The sequence below is a fragment of the Calothrix sp. 336/3 genome (assembly GCF_000734895.2).
Classification (GTDB): domain Bacteria; phylum Cyanobacteriota; class Cyanobacteriia; order Cyanobacteriales; family Nostocaceae; genus 336-3.
Genome location: NZ_CP011382.1, coordinates 95,799 through 120,727, shown reverse-complemented (window position 1 = coordinate 120,727; position 24,929 = coordinate 95,799). Strand labels below are relative to the sequence as shown.

The following is a 24,929-nucleotide window of genomic DNA, read 5'->3' as shown; positions in this document are numbered from 1 at the left end:
TTTGAATTTCTAATCCAAAAACCATTCTACCCTTTGTCCTGGGTCAAATTTAAAAATAAAATAGCCGATAATAAATAATATCAAAGGTGTGAAAAATGAGAAATGGGAGATGCGCGATCGCTGATGCCAACGCAAATACATAGCAATGCTAGAAAAAGCGAAAATAGCCCAAAGTGATTCGAGGAAATAGAATGCGATCGCAGGTAAATAGGTAGCATGAATCAAAACTTGATAGATTAAATCATTTTCACCAATATTTTTAGGATCATCTAGATTAATCCTGGGTATTCTACTGAGTAGAACACTTGCACGCCAAGACATGAGCCAGATTCCCAACAAAGTTAAATTAGGGAGCGCAGCGAAAAACCAATTAATTGCTGTAACTGATTTTAAGATAAATGATGGTTGGAAATTTATTTTTTGTCCTTGCATCTGGGTTATTTATCTCCTAAAAACCTAATCTACAAATGTGGAATGATGAAATAAATCATGGTACCCCTACATACTTCTAGGGGAATCTAGGGGTATACAAAAATCAGCATTCTACGAAAAAATTACCGCATCGGGTGCCAATTACCGGAAGGAATAAAACTTGCCCAATAAAAGGGATGCTGGTAATTCGGATTATTTAAAAACTCCAATTGGGTTTCCCGTAAAGCAGCGTGTCTACCTTTTCCAGTTTTGATTTTCTCATAATATTTCACCATCAAATCTTTGGTTCCCTTATCATCAACCTGCCATAAACTTAATAACTGACTTTGAGTCCCCGCAATTACCAAAGCTCGACGCAACCCATACACCCCATCCCCGGTTTTGACATTACCTAAACCAGTTTCACAAGCGGAAAGAATCGCTAATTGGGTTCCCCGGAGATGTAAACCCGCAACTTCCAGGGCTGTGAGTACTCCATCTTCGATGCTATTATCCTGTTTATTGCGGCGATCGTTGAATCCAGCTAATGCTAAACCCGAACGCAACAGGGGATTTTCGATGTTTACCGTTTGGGGTGAATTAGTTGAATTGGAAACGGGTTTAACTTCCTTATCTGGTAAAAAGAAACCGTGGGTTGCTAGGTGTAAAATACTCGGTGTTTGTAATTGTTTAATAGCAGTTTCCGTAGCTTTTTTCCCCGTCAATAATTGGGCATTAGGAATGATTTTTTGAATAGCTTGGGCTTCTTCTAAAGTTCCTTTCAGGAATCCATAGGTCAAATTTGCAAAATTTATCGAGCGTTTATTACCACGATTTTTAGTCTCTGTAGCGGTTAGATTTTCTTGTTTTTCGTAGTCGATGCCAGCAAAAATTACGGGGTTATTCAGTTGTTTTGGCGTATTATCTAAACGTAATAAATCTCGACCAGTTGTGAGGTAAGAAAAGGCGTAATTTTCAACTAGATACTTATTTTGTTCATCCATGAGAGCTTCAAAGGGTATGAGATTTAGCTGTCCATCGGGGGATAGTAAAATATGACGAGCATTCCCCAATAATGGACGAATCGGTTGCATAACCTGTTTGTCTAAATTGCGAGCCAATTCTTGGAGTTTGGATATTTGGGATTTTTGAGCTTCTGGGTTGGGTGTTACGTCGATTCCTCGGTTATTTCCGGGACTGGTTGCAAGTAGCTGACGGAAGCTTGTGACGGATTTATCTATGGCAGCAGCATCACCTAAATCCACCCATTTTGGTTCCCCAGTCGAACGTAAAGCCACAGCAGCATAGCGGGGTTGTCCCCATTTTTCGCTTTCTTTTTTGGCTTTGGGATTAAGCGGGTAGTACTGAATAATTTCCACCATTGCAGCATCGGTGGGAATTTTTGTTTGGATGTCTGCGAGTTCTACGGGTTTAATTTCTTGACGGAAGTTAGCACTTTTACGACTAATTTTGTTTTCTAATTCTTCTTTTTTTGTTTCTAATTCTTTGATTTGTTGTTGATATATTTCAAATTTTTGTTCGCCCACTCCTCTGTATACTAGATTGGCTAATTGCTGCTGTGTACTTAACCATTCGTCAAATATTTTTTTGGTTTCTGAATTATTAGCTAACTGGGATTGTAATGTTTGTATAGTGTCAGCCATCGCATCCATAACCCTTCCTTTGCGACGGAGAATAGTTGTTAGAGCTAATTTACTTAGGGTTGGATTTTGATTTGGTTTTTGCAGGGCTAAAGTGACCGTAAAATCTATACCTCCCATAAATATGTGTGCATATTTTTGCTTGCTTTGTTCCGAACCCACAGCATACATTATTAATTGCAAATTTTTTTCTTGAACTGTGAGTCCACGAGTTAGAAAATCAGTGGTGCGATTTATATCTCCTGTTTGCCAGTAAAGTCCAGCTAAATTATTCAGACTAAGTGCAACATCGCGATGTTCTTTCCCCAAAAGTTTTTCATAAATTTTGAGCGATCGCAGTTGGAAAGATTCAGCTTTACTATAATTCCCCTGGATTTGATAGATTTGAGCCAAATTATTCATACTAAGTGCAACATCGGGATGCTCTGAACCGAAAACTTTTTCCCTAATCCCAAGGGATCGCAGGTGCAAAGATTCAGCTTTACTGTAATCCCCTTGTAATTGATAAAGTACAGCCAAATTATTCAGACTAAATGCCACATGCACATGTTCTCGACCAAGAACTTTTTCTAAAATTGCGAGGGATTTCAGGTATAGTGACTCAGCTTCGCTGTAATTCCCCTGAGATTCATAGAGTAGAGCTAAATTATTCAGGCTAGTTGCCACATGGGAATGTTCCCGACCAAAAGCTTTTTCATAAATTTCGAGCGATCGCACAAATAAAGGTCTAGCTTTGCTGTAATTTCCCTGTGCTTGATAAAGTAAACCCAAATTATTGAGAGTAGTTGCAACATCTGGATGTTCACGACCGAAAACTTTTTCCCGAATTGTAAGCGATCGCACATACAAAGGTTCGGCTTGGTCATAATTCCCCATTAATCGGTAAAGTTCTGCGACATGATTCAAAGTAGCTGCAACATCTGGATGTTCGCGACCAAGAACTTTTTCCCGAATTGCTAAAGCTTTCTTTGCTAAAGGAATCGCTTCGCTGTATCTCCCTTGTTGATATAACGGTATTCCTTGTTTATACAATCGCTCTACTTCTGCTAATTCTGCTAACTGCTGGGTTGATAGTGGCTGTTGGGTTTGTCCAGTAACTGGTTTCGGTATATTTATCATCAATCCTAAAACCATGAACGCAAGCAGCGATGATCGCACACCGGACTTTGCCCACTGCGATATCAATTTTAAGGAAAATAATTTTACGGAGAATAACTTATACAGCATGGATTGAGTCTGGGAATTGACATTGAGATAGATAAGGACTTCCATCTAGTACTACGATTGAGTACTGCGATCGCCAGGAAAGTTGACCTATTCAGCCCTTATTTTTACGTATTTCTCACGAGTCAGGGGGTATGCAAAATTTGGCATAGTTGCATATCCCCAATTGTTCCCAAAAGTATGAAGTACTATTAGTCAATTAAATAATGATTATATTTGGGTAATTCAGCCCAGAATTCAAAAACTACATTCTCCTGGTTTGATGGGGCAGAGTTTTTCCCTAATTGGATTATCTTGAAGATAAAGAAGATTCAATTTTTTCAAATTTGCGAGAGGTTTAATCTCTACTATTTGATTACTGTTTAAATTGAGCAATTTTAAATTTACCAATCCTGTTAAGGGTTTAATATCATTGATTTTATTTGCTTCTAGATAGAGAGTATCTATTTTTTTTAATCCAGATAATGGCTGAAGATTACTGACTTGATTATTACTAAGAACAATATAAGTTAAATTAGTTAGGCGAGATAATGCTATAATATCAGTAACTTGATTGTTGCTAAGGGTAAGAGTATTCAAGTTGTTTAAATTCGCAATTGGTTTAATATCCTTAATCTGATTGCCATCTAATATAAGAGTTGTCAAACCTTTTAAATTAGATATTGGTTGCAGGTTGGTGATTTGGTTGCCCTCGACAGAAAGTAAATTTAATTTACTCAATCTTGATAGTGAATCTAGCCTAACGACTTTATTATTAAATAGATTCAAGATTGACAAATTCGTTAATCTGGATAGTGGTTGCAAGTCACTAATTTGATTTCTACCTAAGTTTAAATTAGTAATTTTGTTTAATTGCGATAGTGGCTTTATATCGATAATTTCATTACCAACAAGGCTTAGTTTATCCAATTTTGTTAATTTAGATAAGCTGGATATATTCTGAATTTGATTATTATGAATACTGAGTTGGGTCAAATTATTTAACCCAGATAATGCTTGAATATTGCTAATCTGATTGCTGTCGAGACGAAGCTGAGTGAGTTGACTTAACTTCCCTAAGGGACTGATATCTTTAATTTGATTACTGCTCAAGTCAAGATAGGTTAGTTTTCTTAAGTTAGATAATGGTTGAATATCACTAACTTTAAGCATTTTTAATTCCAGATGGGTTAAATTTGTCAGTCGTGATAGGGGTTTAATATCACTAATTTTGCCAACACTAATACTCAGTTTTGTCAAGCGATTCAGCTTTTGATTTGCCTTTTGACAATCTTCTTCTTTGACGTATTTTAGCAAGGTATCAATTGTTGTTTTAGTTGCTTGAGGTAATTGCTCTTTCTGTTTACACCATGTGATAAAATCTTGAGGCGCTTTTTTTGTTGCTACTTGTGACGAATTCCCCGGATTGGCAACTACTTGATTTGCACAAAATAATATGTTTAAGCAAGTAATAATTCCTAGGGATAATTTAATTTGTCTCATGTTTTCAAAAAAATAAGTTATGATACCGATGCTCCCCTAGGACGCTCAAATATAACGACATACTCAAATGGTACTGCGGCAGGATTCTCCACTAGAATTTGAACAAGTCGCCAACCTTCCTGTGCGTGTTCGTTTACTGATATCTCCAAATGACTGGTGAGAGTTGACTTCTGATCGTAATTAAGGGGAACTCTGACAAACTTATATTCTTGCATAATGATATATCAACGCATGAATTTCAAGCTTTCTGTTTTCTGAACCAAGAAATCAGTGAAGATACTCATAATTGTCCGTTGTCTGAGTTTGACATTGGCATTAATTGACATCCCTGACTGTAATTTTAATTTCACATCATCCACTACCAATTCTTGAGTATTGAGTTGTACTTTTACCGGGAATCGATAGAAAGGATGAATCTGATCGGGGGGTAGTGCATCGGAACCGATGGAGATAATTTTCCCTTTAATATCACCATATTCTTGAAAGGGAAAGGAATCAATTCTGACATCAACATCTTGCCCATTCCTAACAAAACCGATGTCACGGTTGGTAATATAAACCTTGGCGATTAAATTTTGATTAGGAACAATCTTTAAAACTGGTTCGCTGGAGTTGGCAACAAAACCGGGTGTACTAGGTTTGAGTTCAAAAACTGTACCATTGACAGGGGCGACAATTTTTTGATATTTCAGGGTTGTTAGTGCTTGGCTAATTTGACTATCAATTTCGTTGATGGTTTTCTGATTTTCGAGAATTATCTTGGTAATTTGACTATCAATTTCAGCTATTTGTTTTTCGTTGGTGGTGACTCGAGAAAATAAATCTTCCTTAGATATTGCCTGGGTATTATTTTCTTTTTCGCGGGATTGAATTAAGGCTAATCTTAATTGCTGTTGCTCTTTGGTGAGTCTGTCAACTTCTTGCTGATATTTTAAAACTTCCTGTTGTTGTGTCCAAAATCTGGTTTTGGGGAAAGCACCTTCCTTGACAACTGGTTCCATTGCCTTAATAATTCTCTGATTAATTGCTAGCATTTCTTTAGCGCTAGCCAGTTGTAATTTATTTTGACTAATTTGTTCTTGAGTTTTGGCTTTTTCTAGCTCTATATCTGCTAAACGGGATTTTAAATCAATTTGCCGACTCTGTAAACGTAATTTTTGGTCAGAAGTCAAATTGACACCATTAGTATTACCATTTAATTGGGCGCGATAGACTTGATTCTCAGCCAGAATTGCGGCACGACTTTGGGTTAAAGATACGATTTCGGCAGAAACTTTTAAGTTACCATTGGGTAGAAATTTACCCGTATTTTTCCCACTTAAAATACTTCGATAATATTCGTTTTCCTGCATTAAGGAAGTACGATTTTTTTGGAAGGATGAAAGTTGAGCTTGGGCGGTGGTTTGTTCTAAGCTAATAAGTAAGTCACCTTTTTTGACATTTTGCCCTTCCTTGACATGGATTTGTTTCACCACACCACCCACGGGTGCTTGAATATCGGTGACTGAACCCTTAGGTTCTAGCTTACCAGTGGCGGGTATCGCTTCATCTATTTTAAAGACTAATGCCCAAATGACGGTAAATACTGTCATCCCAATTATCCCCCAGGCGATCGCCCTTGACCAAGTAGGAGATTGTTTTAATAATACTGGTTGATCAAATTTATATTCAACGTTCATATAATTCAGGTAATGGGTAATTGAGAATACATGCTAAGTTTCTAAATCTGTGCTTCTTGCTGCTGATACAAACAGTAGTAATATCCTTTCATTGCCATTAATTCTGCGTGGGTTCCTTGCTCCACAACTGCGCCCTGATCCATCATCAGAATGATATCAGCATGGCGAATAGTACTAAGTCTATGAGTAATAAAAAATACGGTTTTTCCTTTGCAGGTTTCCGCCAGGTTGCGACAAACTTGCCCCTCGGCGTTGTAATCTAAGGCACTAGTAGCTTCGTCAAGGATGAGTAATTGGGGATTCTGGAGAACTGTACGGGCGATCGCCACCCTTTGTCTTTGTCCTCCCGATAAGCCGGAACCACGTTCACCCACAGGTGTATTATAACCGTTAGGCAGAGCCATAATAAACTCGTGGGCGTAGGCAACCTTGGCTGCGGCGATGATTTCGTCATCACTGGCATCAGGATAGGCGAGGGAAATATTTTCTCGCACTGTGCCATCAAATAGTAGGGTATCTTGCTGTACCACCCCAATTTGCCGCCGCAGGGAATAGAGTTCCACTTTGCTGATATCGTAGCCGTCAATTAAGATTTTTCCGGAGGTGGGTTCATAGAGGCGAGGTAGTAATTTTAACAGAGTACTTTTCCCGGAACCACTCTGCCCCACAATACCAATGAAAGAACCCGCAGGAAAATCCAGATTAATATTACACAGTTGTAGGGGGGTATTTTGCCGGAAACGGAAGGAGATATTTTCGTAACGTACAGAACCTACAATGGTGGGCATAAGAATATTTTGCTTGTCTGCAATATCCGTTTCCTGGGGAGTATCTAAAATATCACCCAACCGTTGCAAAGACAGGGCAACTTCTTGGAAATTCTGCCATAGTTGCAATAAGCGTAATAGGGGGTTAGTAACATAACCGGAAATAATCCGAAAGGCGATTAATTGCCCTAGGGTGAGTTTACCTTGGAGTACTAAATAGGCTCCTACCCATAATACTAACAGGGTGGAAAGTTTATTTAAGAAACTGCTGATAGAACTGGCAGTAGTTTGAGTAGAAACCGTTTGAAAACCTGCACTGATATATTTAGCATAGCGTTCCTGCCATTGCCACCGCGATCGCAATTCCAAATTCTGCGCTTTCACAGTCTGCATCCCTGCCATAATTTCTACCAGGTAGGAATGGGTTTCCGCATTGCGTTCGGCTTTTTCCTGTAACTGTTTGCGCATTACCGGAGAAACTAACCAATTCAGCAAGGCGAACAAAGGTACTGTTATTAAGGCAACAATTGTCAGTATCCAACTGTAAATTGCCATCACGAAAATATAAATGACGGAAAATACAGCATCCATTACCACGGTTAAAGCGGTTCCCGTGAGAAATTGCCGAATATTTTCCAACTCATTTACCCTTGTGGCTAATTCTCCCACAGGACGCTTGTCAAAGTAGGTCAGGGGAAGACGCAACAGGTGATTAATTACTTCCGAACCTAGGGATAAATCGATACGGTTGGTAGTATCCACAAATAACTGGGTTCTCACCGCAGTGAGTACTGCTTCCACCACTGCCACTACGAGCAAAAATATACCCAGAACTTCCAGAGTATCGGGACTATTACCAACTAAAACCTTATCAATAATTACCTGGGTAGCTAGGGGATTCACTAAACCGAAAATCTGAATCACAAAAGAAGCAATTAATACTTCAATCAATACCCGACGGTGACGACGTAGGGCTGGTATAAACCAACTCAAATTAAACTGAGCTTGACGGGTTTCCTTATTCGGTTGCAGAATTAGTACTTCCCCTTCCTCCCCCCAGGTTTCGACAAAGTCGCGAGGTTTACGACGAATTAAACCCGTTTCCGGTGCTGCCAAAACTATTTCCTGGGGACTCGTTTTGTAAACAATTGCAAAACTATCTTGCCAAGCAATCATCACTGGTGTTGGCATTTGCATCAAGGCTTTAGTCGGAACTTTGACTATCTGGGTGGTTAATCCAACTAATTCTGCCACTGCTCCACAGAATTGCAGAGATACGTTCCCCGTCTCTGTCTGTTGTTTTGTCAATACCCGTCGCAACATATCCTTGCGGAAAGGCAGCCGGAAATATTGACTCAGCATCTGAAAACAAGCTAGTGCGCCTTCGATACCTCCACGTCCGCGAATATAGGGATATTTTTCCTGCTTCTGATTTGCCTTTTCCTTACCCTGGGCAACATCTTCCGGTGCATAGGGCACATCTGCCAGCCAATTTCCGGTATCATTCACTGCTAGGGATGTGTTGGCAGGAGTAGGGAAAATAGATTTGGGAATACCAACTAAGCGAGTGGCTGTTTTTAAAGTTGTGTTGAGATCTACCGATGTCCCTAAGGCTAATTCTGTACCATTACTACTAACTAACCACAGCTTCTGACCATCTAGTTGCTGCTTGGCAAGTTTACCACTAGGAGCCATGAATACTTGACTATTTTCCCTAGCTGTGATTGTAAGCTTGCCTAATTCTGTTGTTCCATCGGCACGACGACTAAGTTCTTCTGCCAGTAAATCATAAATTTCAATTAAGGAGGGATGATTTTGGAAATATGCGGCAAAAATTGGTTGTTTTTGTAATAAAGTTAGGAACTCAGCGCTGGGTAAATTAACACAAACTGTCTCCTTAGAAGCGATCACAGTCTCACAAGCGACACCCCGTACATGGCTTACCCAACCGCAGATTTCCCCTGGTTGTAGTAAAGTGAGAGTCTCAGGTCTGTCATTGCGAATATCTAGAGCTAGTAATCTTGCCTGACCATGATAAATAATACTGATATATTCTGGCATCGCTTCACGGGTGGCGATCGCCTGCCCCATACGATACTTCAAAAACTGACACTGTTGACTAATATGGTCTAAAATCTTTTCTGGTAGCTGCTGGAAAGGCAACAAACCCGCCAAAAATTCCCGAATATCAACTGTGGTAGAAAACATTATTTTAACTAGGTCAATAGAAATAAAATATCATTTGTAGAGGTCATGGTTAATAGGCAACAGGGTAAACAAATTAACAATACTTTCCCTCTTTTTTTTCAATTAGGCGACTGATTGCACTACCCCTTGACTTTTCGCTACCAACCAGGATTTTTCCGCGTCTCCTAATTTCTCTACCTGTTCCTTCAACCAAGTTTCAAATAACTCTCGCAGCAAGCGTTGACGCATGAATTTATCTAACTGAGCTGGAAGTAATTTTTCCAAACGAATAATCAGAAAATGTTCTCCCAAGTTTGTTGGGTGCCATAATTGCCCAGGTTTGCTGACTTGTAGCTGTTTTGCCAACGCCGGATGTAAAGCACCTAACTCTACAGGACCAAGGATACCATAGGTGTGTGCTTCCATTCCCAAAGAATATTCCTTCGCTAACTCCCCAAAACTTTGTTCTCCTGCTTGAATGCGAAAATATAGTTCTTGGGCAATACCAGCATCTGCAACCCGAATCAAAGAATAAACCGCTTGATCTAGGAATTTTTTGCGTTGTAAAAAATAAGACTCTAACTTATGTCCCCAGGTTTGCTCTTGAAACTTCGCAATCCGTAACTGTCGAGTTGCCATTGCTTGAAACTGGGGATGATTCATTCCATAGCGTTGCAACCATGCTTCATGGGATTCTGCGCTGGTAATTTGGTGTTGTTGAAAGAACTTCTGACAAGCTGCGGTAACTTCTTCCTTAGTACAGGGAATAGGGGCGATCGCTCTCTCAACAATCAACTCCTTCAGCAAATTTGGTAATACCTGACAACCAGCCAAAATTGTGACTAACTCTTGTGCTTCGATAAATTGATCACCGATTTGTAATTGACTAACCATAATCTCACCAACCCCCCTCTGCTTTTAAATAAATCGGATTTACTTTTATTTTCCTTTTTTCCCTAGGTATTTATCTTGGTATTGAACCAAAATTAGCCAGGATTTCATAAAACTTTGTACTCTGTTAATATTTAGATATATGAGTCATAATTCCCCTGTCAATGGTCAAAAAGCTTATACAGGCTGCAAGTTCTTTCAGTTCTCTACAGGATATTCATATCTGCTACGGGTGATAAATCCTCAATCTCAAATCTAAAATCTCAAATTCCCCACCTACCTTTTTCTACAAGAAGTGGTAGTTTAGAGAGTATGCGTCAGTTCCGCCTTGATAGGTGTGAGTTGGCGTAATTAGGTAAGTTTTGGGTTCAGTCGGAGTTGAAGCCTCTGGCTCGAACCTTTCTCTCAATAATTAAGTAGCAATTTGGCTTCCATAAATATTATCAGTGCATTTCTTCGGGTTAATACTAGCCATGTTTTTTCGTTCCTCGTGGATGTTAGTTAAATGCGTAACTAAATAACTTTGTGAACCAGTATCAAACCTTGCTTTGTTTTTCATCGGCTCTACTATGTCTTCAGTTCGTCTTGAACCTTTTATGCAAATTTACTGAGCAAATTTACAAAACTTTACAATTTTTGTCTGAAAACTACATTGTCAAAATTCGCAAGTACCCTTATGGGTGAAGTGATGCAAGCATAAAAAAAAGGAGCATTTTGCCCCTTTATAGTTTGATAGACCTATTGCAACGATAGATTTTGGTGGATGATATGAAATGCTGGGCGATCGCCAACACCTTTATGCGACTAGTTGTACATCCAAGTTGACACTGAAGGAAGGATTACCCGCAACCTGAGCAAACACGCCATAAGTGCTAGTGTACAAGTAACCACCGCTATAGTGAACCTGACTCAGGCTAGTGATACCAAAACCAGCTTTGGAAATGACAACCTTATCATTTTGATCCCATTTAAAGTCCTGGATAATATCAATACCCTCAGATTTATTGTTAAATACAAACTTGTCAGCACCAGCACCACCCCAAAGGGTATCGTTACCAACACCACCAACAACAGTGTCGTTACCAAATCCACCACTGAGGAAGTCGTTACCTACTCCGCCATAGATAGCATCATTACCAACGCCACCATAGATGGTATCGTTACCATCTCCACCATAAACGCTGTCATTACCAGCTTCCCCATACATCAGATCGTTACCACTACCGCCGTACATGGTATCATTGCCATCTCCACCGTAAAGGCTGTCATTACCAGCTTCACCATCAAGATAGTCATTACCAGTACCACCGTAAATAGTGTCATTTCCATATCCACCGTAGACAGTATCATTACCAGTACCAGCATCAACCCAGTCGTTATCAAAAAAGCCAGCGACAGGACTGATAGGTCCAGCATAAATTACGTCATTGCCACCGAAACTGTATATTTTATCACTACCGAGTTTGCCATCAATTGTATCTCCCAAGTTGGTTCCATAGAGATTGTTCGCTAAGTTGTTGCCGTTGATATTAGCCATGCTTTCCTTTTGGATGTGAGTTAAATACGTAATTAGGTAAGTTTTGAGTCTGTGTCAAACTTTGTTTTATTTGTTTCATCGACTCTAGAATATTTTCCGCACAATTTTGACATTATTTTCAAATTTATTTGAATAATTTGTCGTTTTTTGATAATTAAATTATCCAGATTTTAAAGTACCCTTAATAGTGATATTCTAGAAATAGTATTATTTCAGCTTAATTGCTATATAGTTATAGCTAACTTTTCTCTTTTTCTCTGTAATAGAAGGATTAAAGAGGATTTTTTTTATTAAAAATATTCAGCCGAACATGACATGGGAACATCTTTAGATAAGCAAAAAAAAGAGAGCTATTTTCTCCCTTTCTTTACTATCTATATTAGTATTTGACTACATGAGTTATGAGGGGTTCGCAGTCAGAGATTTATCACTCAAATCGGGGCTAAAGCCGTGACTAAAAGCCAGCAAAAATAATGTGGCAGACGACTAGATTAGTATTTTGTGTTGTTCTTTTACACAAAACCATTCGATAGATGAATGTCCGAGTTGATATTAAAACCAGCCGGTTTATTTTCAATCATGGTAAATATCTGGTTATTGAACGATAACGCCCCAGTGGCAGCGTTGTACTTAAACTGATTCAGGCTAACTGCACCAAAGCCAGGTTTAGAAATGCAGATTTTGTCACCTTGGCTAGCTTGAAAATCTTTAATGATGTCGATACCTGCGTTCTTATAGTTAAAACCAAATTTATCTGCACCGGCACCACCCCAGAGGGTATCTACACCATAACCACCAATTAAGGTGTCATTGCCAGCATCACCTTGGAGCCAGTCATTACCATAGTCGCCGTAGAGGTAGTCATGACCAGCCCCACCATACAATGTATCGTGACCATATCCACCATATAACTTATCATTTCCATCTCTGCCATCTAGGTAGTCGTTATCATTGCCACCATCTAGGTAATCGTCACCATCTCCACCATTCAAGTAGTCATGTCCGGCTTCACCGTAGAGATAGTCATTATCACTACCACCGTAGATAACATCATTCCCGTAGCCACCATAGACAGTATCATTTCCACTTCCAGCGTAGATCCAATCGTTATCTAAGAAGCCAAAGACAGAATTTTTGGGTCCGGCAACAATTTTGTCATCACCTGCGTTACCGTAAATCATGTCATCCCCAGTGTCAGCACCAATGGTATCTGCGAAGTTACTACCATTGAGGTTGTTGTTATTAATAGTACCAACAAGCATAGTTGTATTTCTTTATTTATTGTTAGTGAAATGCGTAATTTATAGGAATCAGATTCGATTTGAAAAATCTCTTGTCAAATATCAAACACAGGGAACAGGGAACAGGGAACAGGGAACAGGGAACAAAACACTTAGTTTTTCAAAATCAAATAGGAACCCTATAGGCAATTTGTCAGCCTTTTTAGAACTTTTGTTTGTTTCTCTTCGGCTCTGAATATGTAATCCACTTGGGATTTCAGCTTTTCGGCATACTTTACATATTCTTTACAAAATTTGGGTGAAAACTACCTTGTCAAAGTCTACAAATTGGCTTAAACAATGGGTTTCAGCCACAAAAAGATTTTTTCATAAAAAAAAGGAGCGTTTTGCCCCCTCTAGGATTGCTTATACCGTTTCTTTCTGTAGATGCGCTGCGGGCGCTCGGAGAAAAACTGTGTTACCAAGTCATCTTTTAACCTATCCGCCTATGACTTCGCCACGCTACTCGAAGGACACCTTTCCCTAGCAGGGGAATCTGTGGAGCCGTCAAGCGACATACTACGCGATCGCGTCTATTTCATAGGAACGCATATTTTAAGTCAATAGGATAATCAGCCCCATTAAGCAAACATGAGATTACACCAAGCTTGATGATAGATAAACCTATGTATTAAATGAAACTATTGACTAGTTGCACATCTAAGTTCACATTGAAGCCATTAGGTTTGTTTTCAATGATGGCAAATACCTGATTATTGAATGATAAAGCACCATTAGAACCATTGTACTTAAATTGGTTTAGATTAACTGCGCCAAACCCAACCTTGGAAATGAGGATTTTATCACCTTGATTCCACTGGAAGTCTTTGATAATATCGACACCTTCGTTCTTGTAGTTAAAGCCGAATTTGTCAGCACCGGCACCACCCCAAAGGGTATCCTTGCCATAGCCACCGACTAAGGTGTCATTACCAGCTTCACCCCTAAGAACGTCATTACCATAACCACCATTGAGATAGTCATTGCCAGTCCAGCCTAACAAGGTATCATGACCATCACCACCATACAACTTGTCATTACCAGTCCAGCCATCTAGATAATCGTTGCCACTACCACCACTGAGATAGTCGCTACCGTCACCACCATAGAGGTAGTCGTTGCCACTACCACCACTGAGATAATCGCTACCGTCACCACCATAGAGGTAGTCATTACCAGTTTCACCATAGAGGTAGTCGTTGCCATAACCACCGTAAATGGTATCGTTACCAGTACCACCGTATACAGTATCGTTATCCGATCTAGCAAATACAGGATTGAGTGGTCCAGCAAAAATTAAGTCATTACCACCTTTGCCATAAATTAGGTCATTCCCAGTTTTGCCATCAATGGTGTCTGCGAAGTTGGTGCCATTGATTTGCGAACGGAAGATGAATGGAAAACCGTTTACGGTATTGTTGTCGCTATAAATAGTACCGTTGATAGGAGCCATGATTCATTTCTCCTTATTCATGTGAGTTGAATACGTAACTAGGTAAGTTGTGAACCGTTGGCTAAATTTTATTTCTTAATGCACGGCTCTAATATTTATTCTGTCCAATCTGAACTTTTTGTGCAATTTTACGGAGGATATTTTACAAATCCTTACATTTTGTTCGGGAATAGTTGGAGTTTAAAGCCTGAAACCTTATCTATATATGCCTTTGAGGACTTAGGTATTTTACTTAAGCCGCTCAAAGACAGATTTAGTCAGTCCGTGGAATTATGGAGTTGTGGAGATGATTTGTGCTTCTGAGGGGAAGGAAGTGTGACGATAGAGCTACCCTCCACCAGGCGATCGCCCACAGGGAAAACTGCGCGAATCTTAAAAACCCTGATAGATACAACTTTTAGAAACACTCACCATCACAAAAGAATAATTACCTCCTACCCCATTTATTAGGGATAAATAAGGTACGAGTACTCATTAGACAATGCTCAAGTTATTCAAATTGCCCGTAAATCCAGTTATTTCGATGATGCTGTCGGTGCTTGCAGAAAATCCAGCCACGCTGTTATTAATTGCTAGGAAGGTGCGATCAATTAACCCGTCCCGGAATCTAAAGGTGGAAGCACCGTTACTCAAAAAGTTAGTAGGAGTCAAAACCTGCCGAATGGCTGTTTCTGTTAGTGCGCTCACGTTCCCGAATTTGCGGATTTGAGCGGCTGAAATTGCTCTGGGACCGTCGATGAAATCAGTCCCAATGGCTAAGTCTTTAATCACATCATGATTGGATAGTAGAGAGTTTGTCAGCGATTCATAACCGAAGGTATCTGCACCACTTCCACCAGTAAGTACATCACCCCCTGCTCTCCCGATAATTGTGTCGTTACCTGCGCCACCGTTGAGAGTATCATTGCCACTGGCACCAAGGAGGGTGTCATTCTTACTAGTACCCGTAACCGTAAACAACTCGATCCCCGTAAACTCGATGGAATCTAAGTCCGTGGAGGCGGCGATGGTAATGTCACGGAAAGCAGTGCCATAGAAGTTACTGCCATTAAACCGCATTCCCGTACCCGTATCACCAATGGAATAGTCGATAATCAGATGATCCAGCCCAGTGCCACCAAACACATTGTCAAAACCCAAGCCAGCATTAATTTTGTCGTTGCCTGCACCGGTTTGGATTTTATCGTTTTGCCGTAGAACAGCACCGTTGACAATGCCAGATTGAAGAATAGTATCGTTGCCAATGCCTGTTTCAATTGAAAATCGCTCAAAATTGGTCGCTTTGACAACCCCAGTAATGTTGATATTTTGGAGATTGGTAAGAGTGATGTTCGCTGTTTGCTTGGAAAGGTTGAGTGTTAGGAAGTCAAAACCACTACCACCATCGAGAGTACCAATATTTCCTGGGATCGTTTGAGTGATTCTTACCTCATCATTACCTGCCCCAGCATTAATGATGCTGTTGGGAGTGGAGAGAATAAAGGTATCGTTTTTGCTGGTGCCAGTAACGGTTAATTCCTCAATGCTAAAAAAAAGGACGGAATCAGTCTCATACAAGGCTTTGCGGCGAGCGCTGCTTCCTGATAGAAAAACCCCAGCGCCCGTATCCCCAACTGAGTAATCCAAGATGAGACGGTCGATTCCATCCCCACCATACACGTAATCGCTTCCCAGTCCGGGGTTAATTGTATCGTTACCACCATTGGTTCTGATGACATCATTACTGCGAAAGACTGTGCCATTGACTATGGTTGGTCTGATGACAGTATCATCGCCATTGCCTGTAATAATTTGCATGATTTTTAAGTGTGTAGTAAGGTTTCAACGAGAACAATCTCAACCGGCAGTAGCCAAAACACAAACTTGGCAGCCTATAGGTAAAATTAGTTACTTAGACTGCATGGTAAAACTAGCCAAAAAACGAGGATTAACTCTCCTAATTGATTGGCTCGCAAACTTCAAACTGTCACGATTTATATTCTTATTCTCATAGTATACTGAATCTTTATATATACAATTAACTTCTAAGTAAAATTACGTTAAATTTTTTAGTTGTAGAGAGTAGTATTAGAAACTTCGATGATAAGTATAAGAGCTTATATGTCTGCGTATTCCTGCAAATGCAGGTATAATTAGTAAAAATATAAGGGATAGCTTGAGAAAGTTTGCCCACACATCAGGATAAGTACAGAGTAAACTTGTCTATTTTGGTATCATACGAACTTGACAAAAAACAATAAAAAATGGCTTTGATATCAAATCAAAAGAAACAAAACCCATAAATTTGGCTCAAGCAATAGGTTTCAGCTACAAAAAGATTTTTCATAAAAAAAGAGAGCATTTTGCCCTCTCTAAGATTGCTTATAAGAATGTGTGGTTTTGGGGAAAATGAGTATGACGATAGAGCTACCCTCCACCAGGCGATCGCCCACAGGGAAAACTGCGCGAATCTTAAAAACCCTGATAGATAAAACTTTTAACGACACATCACCAAAGAATAATTACCCCATATCCTGCTTAGTAGGGGTAAATAAAGTATTAGATAGTACCATTAATTAATGTCAGGTCAGAATTCACATTGAAACCAGCAGGTTTATTTTCAATGATGGCAAATACTTGATTATTGAATGATAGTTGACCATTCAGAGGATTGTACTTAAATAAGCTGACATCAGCTATACCAAAACCTGCTTTGGAGATGACAATTTTGTCACGTTGATTACGTTGAAAATCCTTGATGATATCGATACCTTCATCTTTGGAGTTAAAGCCAAATTTATCAGCACCGACACCACCCCAAAGGGTATCATTCCCATAACCACCGACTAAGGTGTCATAACCATATTCTCCGTAGAGAATATCATTACTAAAACCACCATTCAGGTAGTCATTGCCGCCATAACCTAACAAAGTGTCATTACCAGCATCGCCATATAACTTGTCGCTACTATCACCACCATCGATGTAATCATTGCCACTACCACCATAGAGGTAATCATTACCAATACCACCATAGAGGTAATCATTACCAGCTTCCCCATAGAGGTAATCGTTACCAGCTTCCCCATAAAGGTAGTCATTGCCATAGCCACCGTAGACTGTATCACGACCTGTGCCACCGTATACAGTATCATTATCAGAAAAACCACTCACAGGGCTGTCTGGTCCAGCATAAATCAAGTCATTACCAGTTTTTCCATCGATAATGTCGTTACCAGTTTTGCCGTAAATAATATCATTTTTATTGGCGAAAATGTCTCCGTTGATTTGGGAACGAAAGATGCTAGGAAAACCATTTATGGTGTTGTTGTCGTTATAGATGCTGCCATTGATGGAAGTCAAAATTTATTCTCCTTATTCATGTCAGTTGAATACATAACTCAGTCAGTGGTGAATGGTGTGATAAGTGTTTAATTTTTCACTCATACTGTCAACCTCTAAATATTTATTTAGTTACCAGGGAATATTTTGCGTAAACCAAGAGAATTTATGTTACAAATCCTTACAAGAGTTATCAGAAAAACTGTGTTTCTCTGGTTGTTGTCTCTTTACTAAGAATTTACAATCATCCTTTTAGGCATAAAATCTCAAATAGGTAATATTAATTCTTTTCAAGATACAATTAATGCCCTTTGCTGTCTCTAGGATATCTCTGCTATGGGAAATACTCAGGTATCTAATGCCATTCACTATATATCATTTTATCAGTAAAAAGATGATGTATAGAAAAGTTATCATTTTGGCAAGTTTCTCTATGATTGAGAGCTTGCTAATTGCTGGTTGATAACAGTATTCTGACTGGAATTACCTAGTAAATCTTGTGCATCAGGAAAAGTGAAAATTTCTCATTTCTATATCATTAAATAATCTGAAAATCTTGATTGACAAAGTTTTCAAAATAGATGAGTTTTATCCAGATAGATTGCCATCTCTGAAAATTACTAATACCTATTTATTGTTTTTTGTGAGAGCATCGCAGAGGCTAAGCTATAACTACAAGTTGCATAAAATACATAATAGGTTATGTCTGCGATGCCAGAATAATTGAAGTTCATGGTATTTTTTTGGCTCTGAATCGTAGATAAATACGTAATATTTTTCGCATATTTTCATGTATTAATTGTTGATATTCATACCTTTAATTACAGAATTTTCTTATCAGAGTCTTGTAAAGATATAAAAAAGCCTGTTGACGATATAGAGAAGATGAATTTAGCTTGATAAAGCTCACGATTGATGGAATAAAAATAGGTATAAATCATTCTTGACGATTGACAGTAGTGAATATGATGCAATTAAATTTCTTCTCTATTAGGAGAAACAGAATGAGATTTAGTTGATTTTCAACGGCAGTTATAATTTAATACTAAGTTGCTTTATGTCGTAGTTGTTTCAGGATAATGAGATGGCTTTACGACCGTCGCAATGACAGTATAAAGACTACTACCTATGACCGCAAATTAGTATAACAAGGCAAGAAAAATAACTGTTTACTGTTGACTAATTGATGTATTTCGTGTCGTCTTTTCAGTAGCTACAATCATCGCAACGCTACGAACAATACTGAAAAGTGACTATGAGAAAATTTGTTAAACATTAGGGAATCCGGCAGTGACTAAAACGTCTATAAATCGAGGAAAAATTGTTGTTGCATCTCCTCAAAAGTCATTAGGTATCAAGGAAATTTCTACAACGTTACAAAATCATCGTTTCCTAATTGTTGGTGTTTCTTGTGCAGTCATATCGGTGACAAGTTTGATGGCATTAAATGCCAAGCCGATGTATAGAAGCTCCATGCAAATATTGATTAATAATCCGATGTATTTGGGGTTAAAATCCAACAATCCCAGTCAGGAGCAAGATAAGGCTTTTAGTCAGTGGAATCAAATTCAGGTTGATTATACGCCACAGTTACGACTGATGTTAAGTTCGCAACTGATGCAAAGGGCTATACATTTAGTTCATGATGATTATCCTGACATGGTTTTATCAGATATCAAAGGAGAAAATGGTCAAGAAAATCCTTTAGAACTAACTGCGGTGACTGGGAAGACAGAAGTTAATCCAGCTTTTGGTCAAGTTTTTGAGTTATCTTTTACTAGTGAAGACCCGAATAAAAGTCAAAAAGTTCTGGAAGCATTACAGAAAGTTTATCAAGATTACAATAGCCAACAGCATAAATCTCGGTTAGCGATGGGGATGAATTTTTTTAGCGATCGCGTACCCCAGGAAAAGCAGCAGTTAGTGAAAGCAGAGGAAAAACTGGCAGCATTTCGCAAACAGCATCAGGTACTTGACCCCAACGTACAGGGTAAGATGTTGTTAGAATCCCTGGGAGGTGTTCGCAAAGAGCTACAAACCATTCGTGCGCGACTGCAAGAAATTGAAGCGCGATCGCAAATTCTCCAGCAATCAATAGTCACATCATCTCGCAGTCACTCTTCCACAACCGCCAATTATCAAGCATTATTGAAAGAACTGCAAAAAACTGATTTAGCTCTAACACAGGTACGTCAACGCTACACTGACGATTACCCCGCAGTACAAGAATTAATCCAGCAACGTCAAAGTCAAGCAGCACTTCTTGAGGCAGAAATTACCCAAAAATCGCAAATAACACAGAAAAATGCCCTAGAGACAGGGATATCCAAACTAAATCAAGAATTAATTGCCAGTAAAGCCACTTCTACAGGTTTACGAGCGAAGGAAAAAAGCTTACTGGAGTCAGAGAAGCAACTGAGCAGTGAACTGCAAAAATATCCTACCTTGATTTCTGAATATAATCGCTTGCTGCCAGAGGTGGAAATCCATCGTCAAACCCTGGAAAAACTTCTGCAATCTCAGCAGTCTTTAAATATGCAGATAGCACAATCTGGTGTGAATTGGCAGATTCTGGAATCACCTCATTTTGGCACTTATGCAGGGAGCAATGGCTGGTTAATTTTCGCCGCAGGTTTAATTTTAGGTCCCACTTTGGGTGTTACTGTTGCTCTGAGTAAAGAAGCAAGTAATCAAAATATCCAATCTGGTGAGGAGTTAAAGCAACTGACTCACCTACCCTTACTCACCACCGTACCCAAATTAAAATCTCGTCGTCAACAACTGCTACATTTACTACAAGGTGCGTGGTACAAGTCACCGGCAGATAAACTACTGCATATCTATACAGCTTTGCCCGTCCATGAAAAGCTAGATATGGCATACCAAAACTTGCAAATTCTGCAAACGAATACAGCTTGCAAGTCTTTACTAGTGACATCTGCAACTAAGGATGAAGGTAAAACAACTGTCAGCTTGGGTTTAGCTGTGAGTGCTGCCAGAATGCACCGTCGAGTGCTGGTAATTGATGCGAATCTTCGCCAACCTCAACTCCATAAAACCTTAGATTTGAGTAACGATTGGGGATTATCTTTATTACTGGTTGATGAGGCAAATACTTCGATCAAAGACTATATCCAACCCATCCACCCTGCCATTGATATTTTAGCAGCCGGTTCTACCTCGGAAGACGTGGTGAAATTACTTACTAGTCAGCGTCTATCGGAAGTATTGCATAGCTTTAGTCAAAATTATGATTTGGTAATTATCGATGCACCGGCGATTCTCGGTACGGTAGATACCAAAATTATCGCTGCCCTGTGTGATGGAATTATTATGGTGGGGCGCGTTGGTCAAGTGAGCAGAGATGAGGTGATACAAGCTACCGAAGAACTGAGAAATTTACCAGTCCGAGGAGCGATCGCTAATCATTGGGGATAGTTGTTTGAATTTTGAATTCCCCGAAGGAGGCTGACCTTTTTTGGTAGAATAACTCATTACCTAATCACCCTCACGACTTCCCTGTGATTTAATGCTCGCTCAACAAGCTCCTGTAGTTGTCGTCCTTGGTCAAAAGAGTATCCCTGTGGCGCAAAAAATTATCCGCGCTTTTCCTGGTGCCAGGTTATACGGACTCGCAGGACGTACTCAGGATGTAGACGTGGTATTTACTGAATTTGGCAACACCCTACGAGAGTTATTTACTACTGGGATTCCAATTATTGGTATTTGTTCTACGGGGATTTTGATTCGTACCCTAGCTCCACTGCTGACAAATAAGCGTCAAGAACCTCCTGTGTTAGCGATCGCGGAGGATGGCAGTGCAATTGTACCGCTTCTCGGTGGGCTGAATGGGGTAAATCATCTTGCCAGAAAGATTGGGGAGGTTCTCCACGTCTCACCAGCAATTACAACCACGGGTGATATTCGTTTTGGTATGGCTTTGGAAGATCCACCACCAGGTTATTACCTATCCCGCCCCGAATTTGCTAAGACTTTTATGTCTGACTTACTCGCTGGGGATACTCTGCGGTTAGAAGGGAATGCTCCATGGTTACAAAATAGCTCCTTACCCTGGGATAGGGAAGGGAAAAAAACTATCAAAATCACGGAAAAATCCGATGTTTCCACCCAGAATTGTCTGGTTTATCATCCGGCAACGGTGGCGATCGCCATCACTACCAACAGCAAAAATTCTCCCTTACCTCTGGTGGAGAACATTCTCCGAGAACTAGACATCGCTCCCGAATCTGTAGCGGGGATATTTGCCCATACCCTAGATGCTGTGCAACCAGTCATTTCATCCCTAGCTGCTGCCCTCGGTGTTCCCCTGCGTCTGCTAACAACTGCCGAAATAGGGGGGGATGAGAGTGCAGATATGGCAGTCAGGTTAGCTTTAGGGGCAACCTCTGGGGAAGTAATTTGCCACCGTCGTGATCATGATTTCTCTGTTGCAGTGGCGATCGCTCCCCTTCCCCTCGATATCCCCACCATCGGTAAACCACCGGGACGTTTGGCAATTATCGGTACAGGACCCGGAACAGCAGACTGGATGTCTCCAGAAGTCAAGGGAATATTACAGCAGGCTACGGATTTCGTTGGCTATTCCACCTACCTGAAGATGGTGAGTAATTTTACTACAGGTAAAAATATCCATGAGTCTGACAACCGTCAAGAAATCTCTAGGGCAACCCTAGCCTTAGATTTAGCAGCCCCGGGACGTTTTGTTGCCGTGGTTTCCTCCGGTGATCCGGGAATCTATGCCATGGCTGCCGCCGTATTTGAAGCTTGGGAACAGGGACAAAAAACCGAATGGCAAAATATTGAAATACAAGTCGCCCCTGGTATCTCCGCTATGCAAGCAGCAGCAGCCAGAATTGGCGCACCCTTGGGACATGATTTCTGTACCATTTCTCTGTCTGATATTCTCAAACCCTGGTCAATCATTGCTCAAAGAATTCAAGCCGCCGCCGAGGCAGATTTTGTCATTGCTTTTTATAATCCCATCTCTGGGCATCGTACCTGGCAATTAACGGAGGCGAAAAATCTTCTCTTACATCACCGCTCCCCGGAAACACCCCTGATTTTAGCGCGGAATGTGGGACGCAAGGGAGAATCAGTCAAGGTTGATACCCTCGGTGAATTTTCTCCAGAGACTGCTGATATGCGCACAGTAATTATTGTCGGCTCCAGCCAAACTCGTGTTATTTCCCGTCCTGATGGCGGTGTTTGGGTTTATACACCCCGTAGCTATGGAGGAGAAATATCTCCAAGTAGCTTGTAAAGGGCTTGTGAAGCAATTGCTGATTCATGCATTCAATTCTTCAAGTTGGACGCAATCTACTGGAATTTACTAAACTCAAGGTGTAGCATAAGTCATCAACACCGCTATGCCACTGTGTAAATCCTATGGAACTGCTGCACCAGCCAGAAGATATTATTGCCCAGCGATACCGGATTATCCAAATTTTGGGGGAAGGTGGTAGCGGTACTACATACTTAGCTGAAGATACAGATAAGCATCAACTGGTAGCGCTGAAAGCCTTGTCACTGCATCGGTTGAATGATTGGAAGCTGATGGAGTTGTTTGAACGGGAGGCGAAAATTCTCTCACAACTAGATCATCAGGCAATTCCCAGTTATCTAGGCTATTTTCACACAGAAACTACATTAGAGCATTGTTTCTACATAGTCCAAGCACAAGCACCAGGAAAATCTTTAGCAGCCTCAATTGCGGATGGTTGGCGCACTACAGAAGACGAAGTTAGATATATAGCCGAGCAAATATTAGAAATTCTCGTTTATCTCCACTCCCTCAATCCCGTTGTGATCCATCGGGATATCAAACCCCAAAATATTATCCGCCGTGATGATGGAAAGGTCTACTTAGTAGATTTTGGTGCAGTCCAGAACACCTATTACAATACCTTTATGCGTGGTAGTACGGTAGTAGGAACATATGGTTATATGGCTCCAGAGCAGTTTCGAGGGCAAGCTGTACCTGCGACTGATTTGTATGGTTTGGGAGCAACGATACTTTTTTTACTAACGCACCGTTCCCCGGCTGATTTGCCGATGGAAAGACTGAAAATTGATTTTCGTCATCATGTACAGATTAGTGATGAATTTGCTGATTGGTTAGAGAAAATGTTAGAGCCGGATATGGAAGAACGTTTTAGTTCTGCTGTTGAAGCTTTAGCAGCTTTGAGTGGTAAGCAGGCGATCGCCCCTAAGGTTACTACTCCTGTATCTTGGAAAACCATCGCTGGAGTAGGAGCAACTATTGCTACATCTACGATGGCGATCGCTCTGCTGAATGCTTACAAATGGCTCGTCTTAGGTGCGTTTGGAATTGTGCCACTTTCTGGTACGTGTCAAAACACTGATGCCATCAAAGACTATTATCACCAAGTACATAATGCCAATGCTTTAGTGATGGAGTCATCACCCTATGGTGAGAATGAGCGGATGCCTTTGTTGGTATGCACAATTCGTCGTTATAACCTTGAGGGAACGAAATTTTTAATCACTCAAGGTGCGGATGTGAAACTGCCAGATCGTCACGGTAATACACCCTTACACCTACTATTTCTTGAACCAAATCCATATACTGCGCAAGGTGACTACCAAATAGCCGAAATGTTAATTGCTAAAGGTGCAGATATTAACCTCCAGAATCACAATGGTAAAACCCCTCTACAATTAGCAGTGCAAAACTCTCAACCGCCAATCATCAAACTACTGCTCCAATCAGGTGGAGATGTTAATCAGCGCGATCGCAATGGTGCAACTTTACTACATTTAGCCATATCTAAAACTAATCAGCCAGTCTATGGCAGAACTAACACAGACACTCAAGAGATTATCCAACTGCTAATAAAAGGGGGAGCGAATATCAACGCCACAGATAATCAAGGCAGAACTCCACTGCAACTAATCACTAAAAACTATATTGACGATCTCAAAACTAAAAAACTCTCTTCAGATGATCAGGCGATCGCCGACATTTTGAACAAGAATGGTGCAAAGGAGTAACTAG

General features: G+C 40.2%; 16 protein-coding genes. 4 read left to right on the top strand and 12 right to left on the bottom strand.

The annotated features are described in order from the left end of the window. Positions 1 to 9 precede the first annotated feature (9 nt). From IJ00_RS00520 to IJ00_RS30060, 11 genes are all read right to left on the bottom strand, one after another. Complete coding sequence (locus IJ00_RS00520) at positions 10 to 432, bottom strand: hypothetical protein (protein WP_035148996.1); 423 nt, start codon at positions 430 to 432, stop codon at positions 10 to 12. 122 nt (positions 433 to 554) lie between these two features. Then, positions 555 to 3,344, bottom strand: coding sequence for a CHAT domain-containing protein (locus IJ00_RS00515; protein ID WP_238178404.1), 2,790 nt, complete (start codon positions 3,342 to 3,344; stop codon positions 555 to 557). A 189-nt stretch (positions 3,345 to 3,533) separates the two neighbouring features. After that, a complete protein-coding gene (locus IJ00_RS00510; protein WP_052754347.1) occupies positions 3,534 to 4,778 on the bottom strand; it encodes a leucine-rich repeat domain-containing protein in 1,245 nt (414 codons plus the stop codon). Between the two features lie 17 nt (positions 4,779 to 4,795). Continuing rightward, positions 4,796 to 4,993 carry a DUF4177 domain-containing protein gene (locus tag IJ00_RS00505; RefSeq protein WP_035148994.1) on the bottom strand — a complete coding sequence of 66 codons (198 nt, stop codon included), beginning with the start codon at positions 4,991 to 4,993 and terminating at the stop codon, positions 4,796 to 4,798. 9 nt (positions 4,994 to 5,002) lie between these two features. Next, positions 5,003 to 6,457 carry an HlyD family efflux transporter periplasmic adaptor subunit gene (locus tag IJ00_RS00500; RefSeq protein WP_035148992.1) on the bottom strand — a complete coding sequence of 485 codons (1,455 nt, stop codon included), beginning with the start codon at positions 6,455 to 6,457 and terminating at the stop codon, positions 5,003 to 5,005. 41 nt (positions 6,458 to 6,498) lie between these two features. Further along, on the bottom strand, positions 6,499 to 9,432 hold the full coding sequence (locus tag IJ00_RS00495) for a peptidase domain-containing ABC transporter (protein WP_035148990.1): 2,934 nt from the start codon (positions 9,430 to 9,432) through the stop codon (positions 6,499 to 6,501). A gap of 102 nt (positions 9,433 to 9,534) precedes the next feature. Beyond that, positions 9,535 to 10,305, bottom strand: coding sequence for a peptidylprolyl isomerase (locus tag IJ00_RS00490; protein WP_035148987.1), 771 nt, complete (start codon positions 10,303 to 10,305; stop codon positions 9,535 to 9,537). Positions 10,306 to 11,098: 793 nt separating this feature from the next. Beyond that, complete coding sequence (locus IJ00_RS00485; RefSeq protein WP_052754346.1) at positions 11,099 to 11,839, bottom strand: calcium-binding protein; 741 nt, start codon at positions 11,837 to 11,839, stop codon at positions 11,099 to 11,101. Between the two features lie 512 nt (positions 11,840 to 12,351). Then, entirely contained in the window at positions 12,352 to 13,101 is a 750-nt protein-coding gene (locus IJ00_RS00480) for a calcium-binding protein (RefSeq protein WP_082127228.1), read from the bottom strand. Positions 13,102 to 13,750: 649 nt separating this feature from the next. Beyond that, the gene (locus IJ00_RS29815) at positions 13,751 to 14,572 is read right to left on the bottom strand and encodes a calcium-binding protein (RefSeq protein ID WP_082127227.1); all 822 of its coding nucleotides are present in this window, start codon (positions 14,570 to 14,572) and stop codon (positions 13,751 to 13,753) included. Between the two features lie 474 nt (positions 14,573 to 15,046). Further along, positions 15,047 to 16,369 (bottom strand): calcium-binding protein, encoded by a 1,323-nt coding sequence (locus IJ00_RS30060; RefSeq protein WP_052754345.1) that lies wholly within the window; start codon positions 16,367 to 16,369, stop codon positions 15,047 to 15,049. Positions 16,370 to 16,966: 597 nt separating this feature from the next. Between IJ00_RS30060 and IJ00_RS28640 the strand changes: the two genes are divergently transcribed. Next, on the top strand, positions 16,967 to 17,131 hold the full coding sequence (locus IJ00_RS28640) for a hypothetical protein (protein WP_168163398.1): 165 nt from the start codon (positions 16,967 to 16,969) through the stop codon (positions 17,129 to 17,131). Here the strand turns inward: IJ00_RS28640 and IJ00_RS00460 are convergent. Then, positions 17,111 to 17,914, bottom strand: a complete 804-nt coding sequence (locus tag IJ00_RS00460) for a calcium-binding protein (protein WP_144415954.1) — start codon at positions 17,912 to 17,914, stop codon at positions 17,111 to 17,113. The two genes, IJ00_RS28640 and IJ00_RS00460, sit on opposite strands and share 21 nt — an antisense overlap. A 1,269-nt stretch (positions 17,915 to 19,183) precedes the next feature. On the opposite strand from IJ00_RS00460, the gene IJ00_RS00455 reads away from it, so the two are divergent. The 3 genes from IJ00_RS00455 to IJ00_RS00445 all read left to right on the top strand — a co-directional run bounded on the left by IJ00_RS00455 (position 19,184) and on the right by IJ00_RS00445 (position 24,925). Next, positions 19,184 to 21,331, top strand: coding sequence for a polysaccharide biosynthesis tyrosine autokinase (locus IJ00_RS00455; RefSeq protein ID WP_035148983.1), 2,148 nt, complete (start codon positions 19,184 to 19,186; stop codon positions 21,329 to 21,331). 91 nt (positions 21,332 to 21,422) lie between these two features. Then, a complete protein-coding gene (gene cobJ / locus IJ00_RS00450; protein WP_035148982.1) occupies positions 21,423 to 23,174 on the top strand; it encodes a precorrin-3B C(17)-methyltransferase in 1,752 nt (583 codons plus the stop codon). A gap of 125 nt (positions 23,175 to 23,299) precedes the next feature. Next, positions 23,300 to 24,925: an ankyrin repeat domain-containing protein gene (locus IJ00_RS00445; protein ID WP_046814681.1), complete on the top strand. Its 1,626-nt coding sequence runs from the start codon at positions 23,300 to 23,302 to the stop codon at positions 24,923 to 24,925. Positions 24,926 to 24,929 lie beyond the last annotated feature (4 nt).

Coding starts and splice junctions, on each gene's coding strand:
- IJ00_RS00490 (WP_035148987.1), bottom strand. CDS start 10,305: ATGGTTAGTCAATTACAAATCGGTGATCAATTTATCGAAGCACAAGAG.
- IJ00_RS00500 (WP_035148992.1), bottom strand. CDS start 6,457: ATGAACGTTGAATATAAATTTGATCAACCAGTATTATTAAAACAATCT.
- IJ00_RS00505 (WP_035148994.1), bottom strand. CDS start 4,993: ATGCAAGAATATAAGTTTGTCAGAGTTCCCCTTAATTACGATCAGAAG.
- cobJ (WP_035148982.1), top strand. CDS start 21,423: ATGCTCGCTCAACAAGCTCCTGTAGTTGTCGTCCTTGGTCAAAAGAGT.
- IJ00_RS00480 (WP_082127228.1), bottom strand. CDS start 13,101: ATGCTTGTTGGTACTATTAATAACAACAACCTCAATGGTAGTAACTTC.
- IJ00_RS28640 (WP_168163398.1), top strand. CDS start 16,967: ATGACGATAGAGCTACCCTCCACCAGGCGATCGCCCACAGGGAAAACT.
- IJ00_RS00495 (WP_035148990.1), bottom strand. CDS start 9,432: ATGTTTTCTACCACAGTTGATATTCGGGAATTTTTGGCGGGTTTGTTG.
- IJ00_RS29815 (WP_082127227.1), bottom strand. CDS start 14,572: ATGGCTCCTATCAACGGTACTATTTATAGCGACAACAATACCGTAAAC.
- IJ00_RS00485 (WP_052754346.1), bottom strand. CDS start 11,839: ATGGCTAATATCAACGGCAACAACTTAGCGAACAATCTCTATGGAACC.
- IJ00_RS00520 (WP_035148996.1), bottom strand. CDS start 432: ATGCAAGGACAAAAAATAAATTTCCAACCATCATTTATCTTAAAATCA.
- IJ00_RS30060 (WP_052754345.1), bottom strand. CDS start 16,369: ATGCAAATTATTACAGGCAATGGCGATGATACTGTCATCAGACCAACC.
- IJ00_RS00445 (WP_046814681.1), top strand. CDS start 23,300: ATGGAACTGCTGCACCAGCCAGAAGATATTATTGCCCAGCGATACCGG.
- IJ00_RS00515 (WP_238178404.1), bottom strand. CDS start 3,344: ATGGAAGTCCTTATCTATCTCAATGTCAATTCCCAGACTCAATCCATG.
- IJ00_RS00510 (WP_052754347.1), bottom strand. CDS start 4,778: ATGAGACAAATTAAATTATCCCTAGGAATTATTACTTGCTTAAACATA.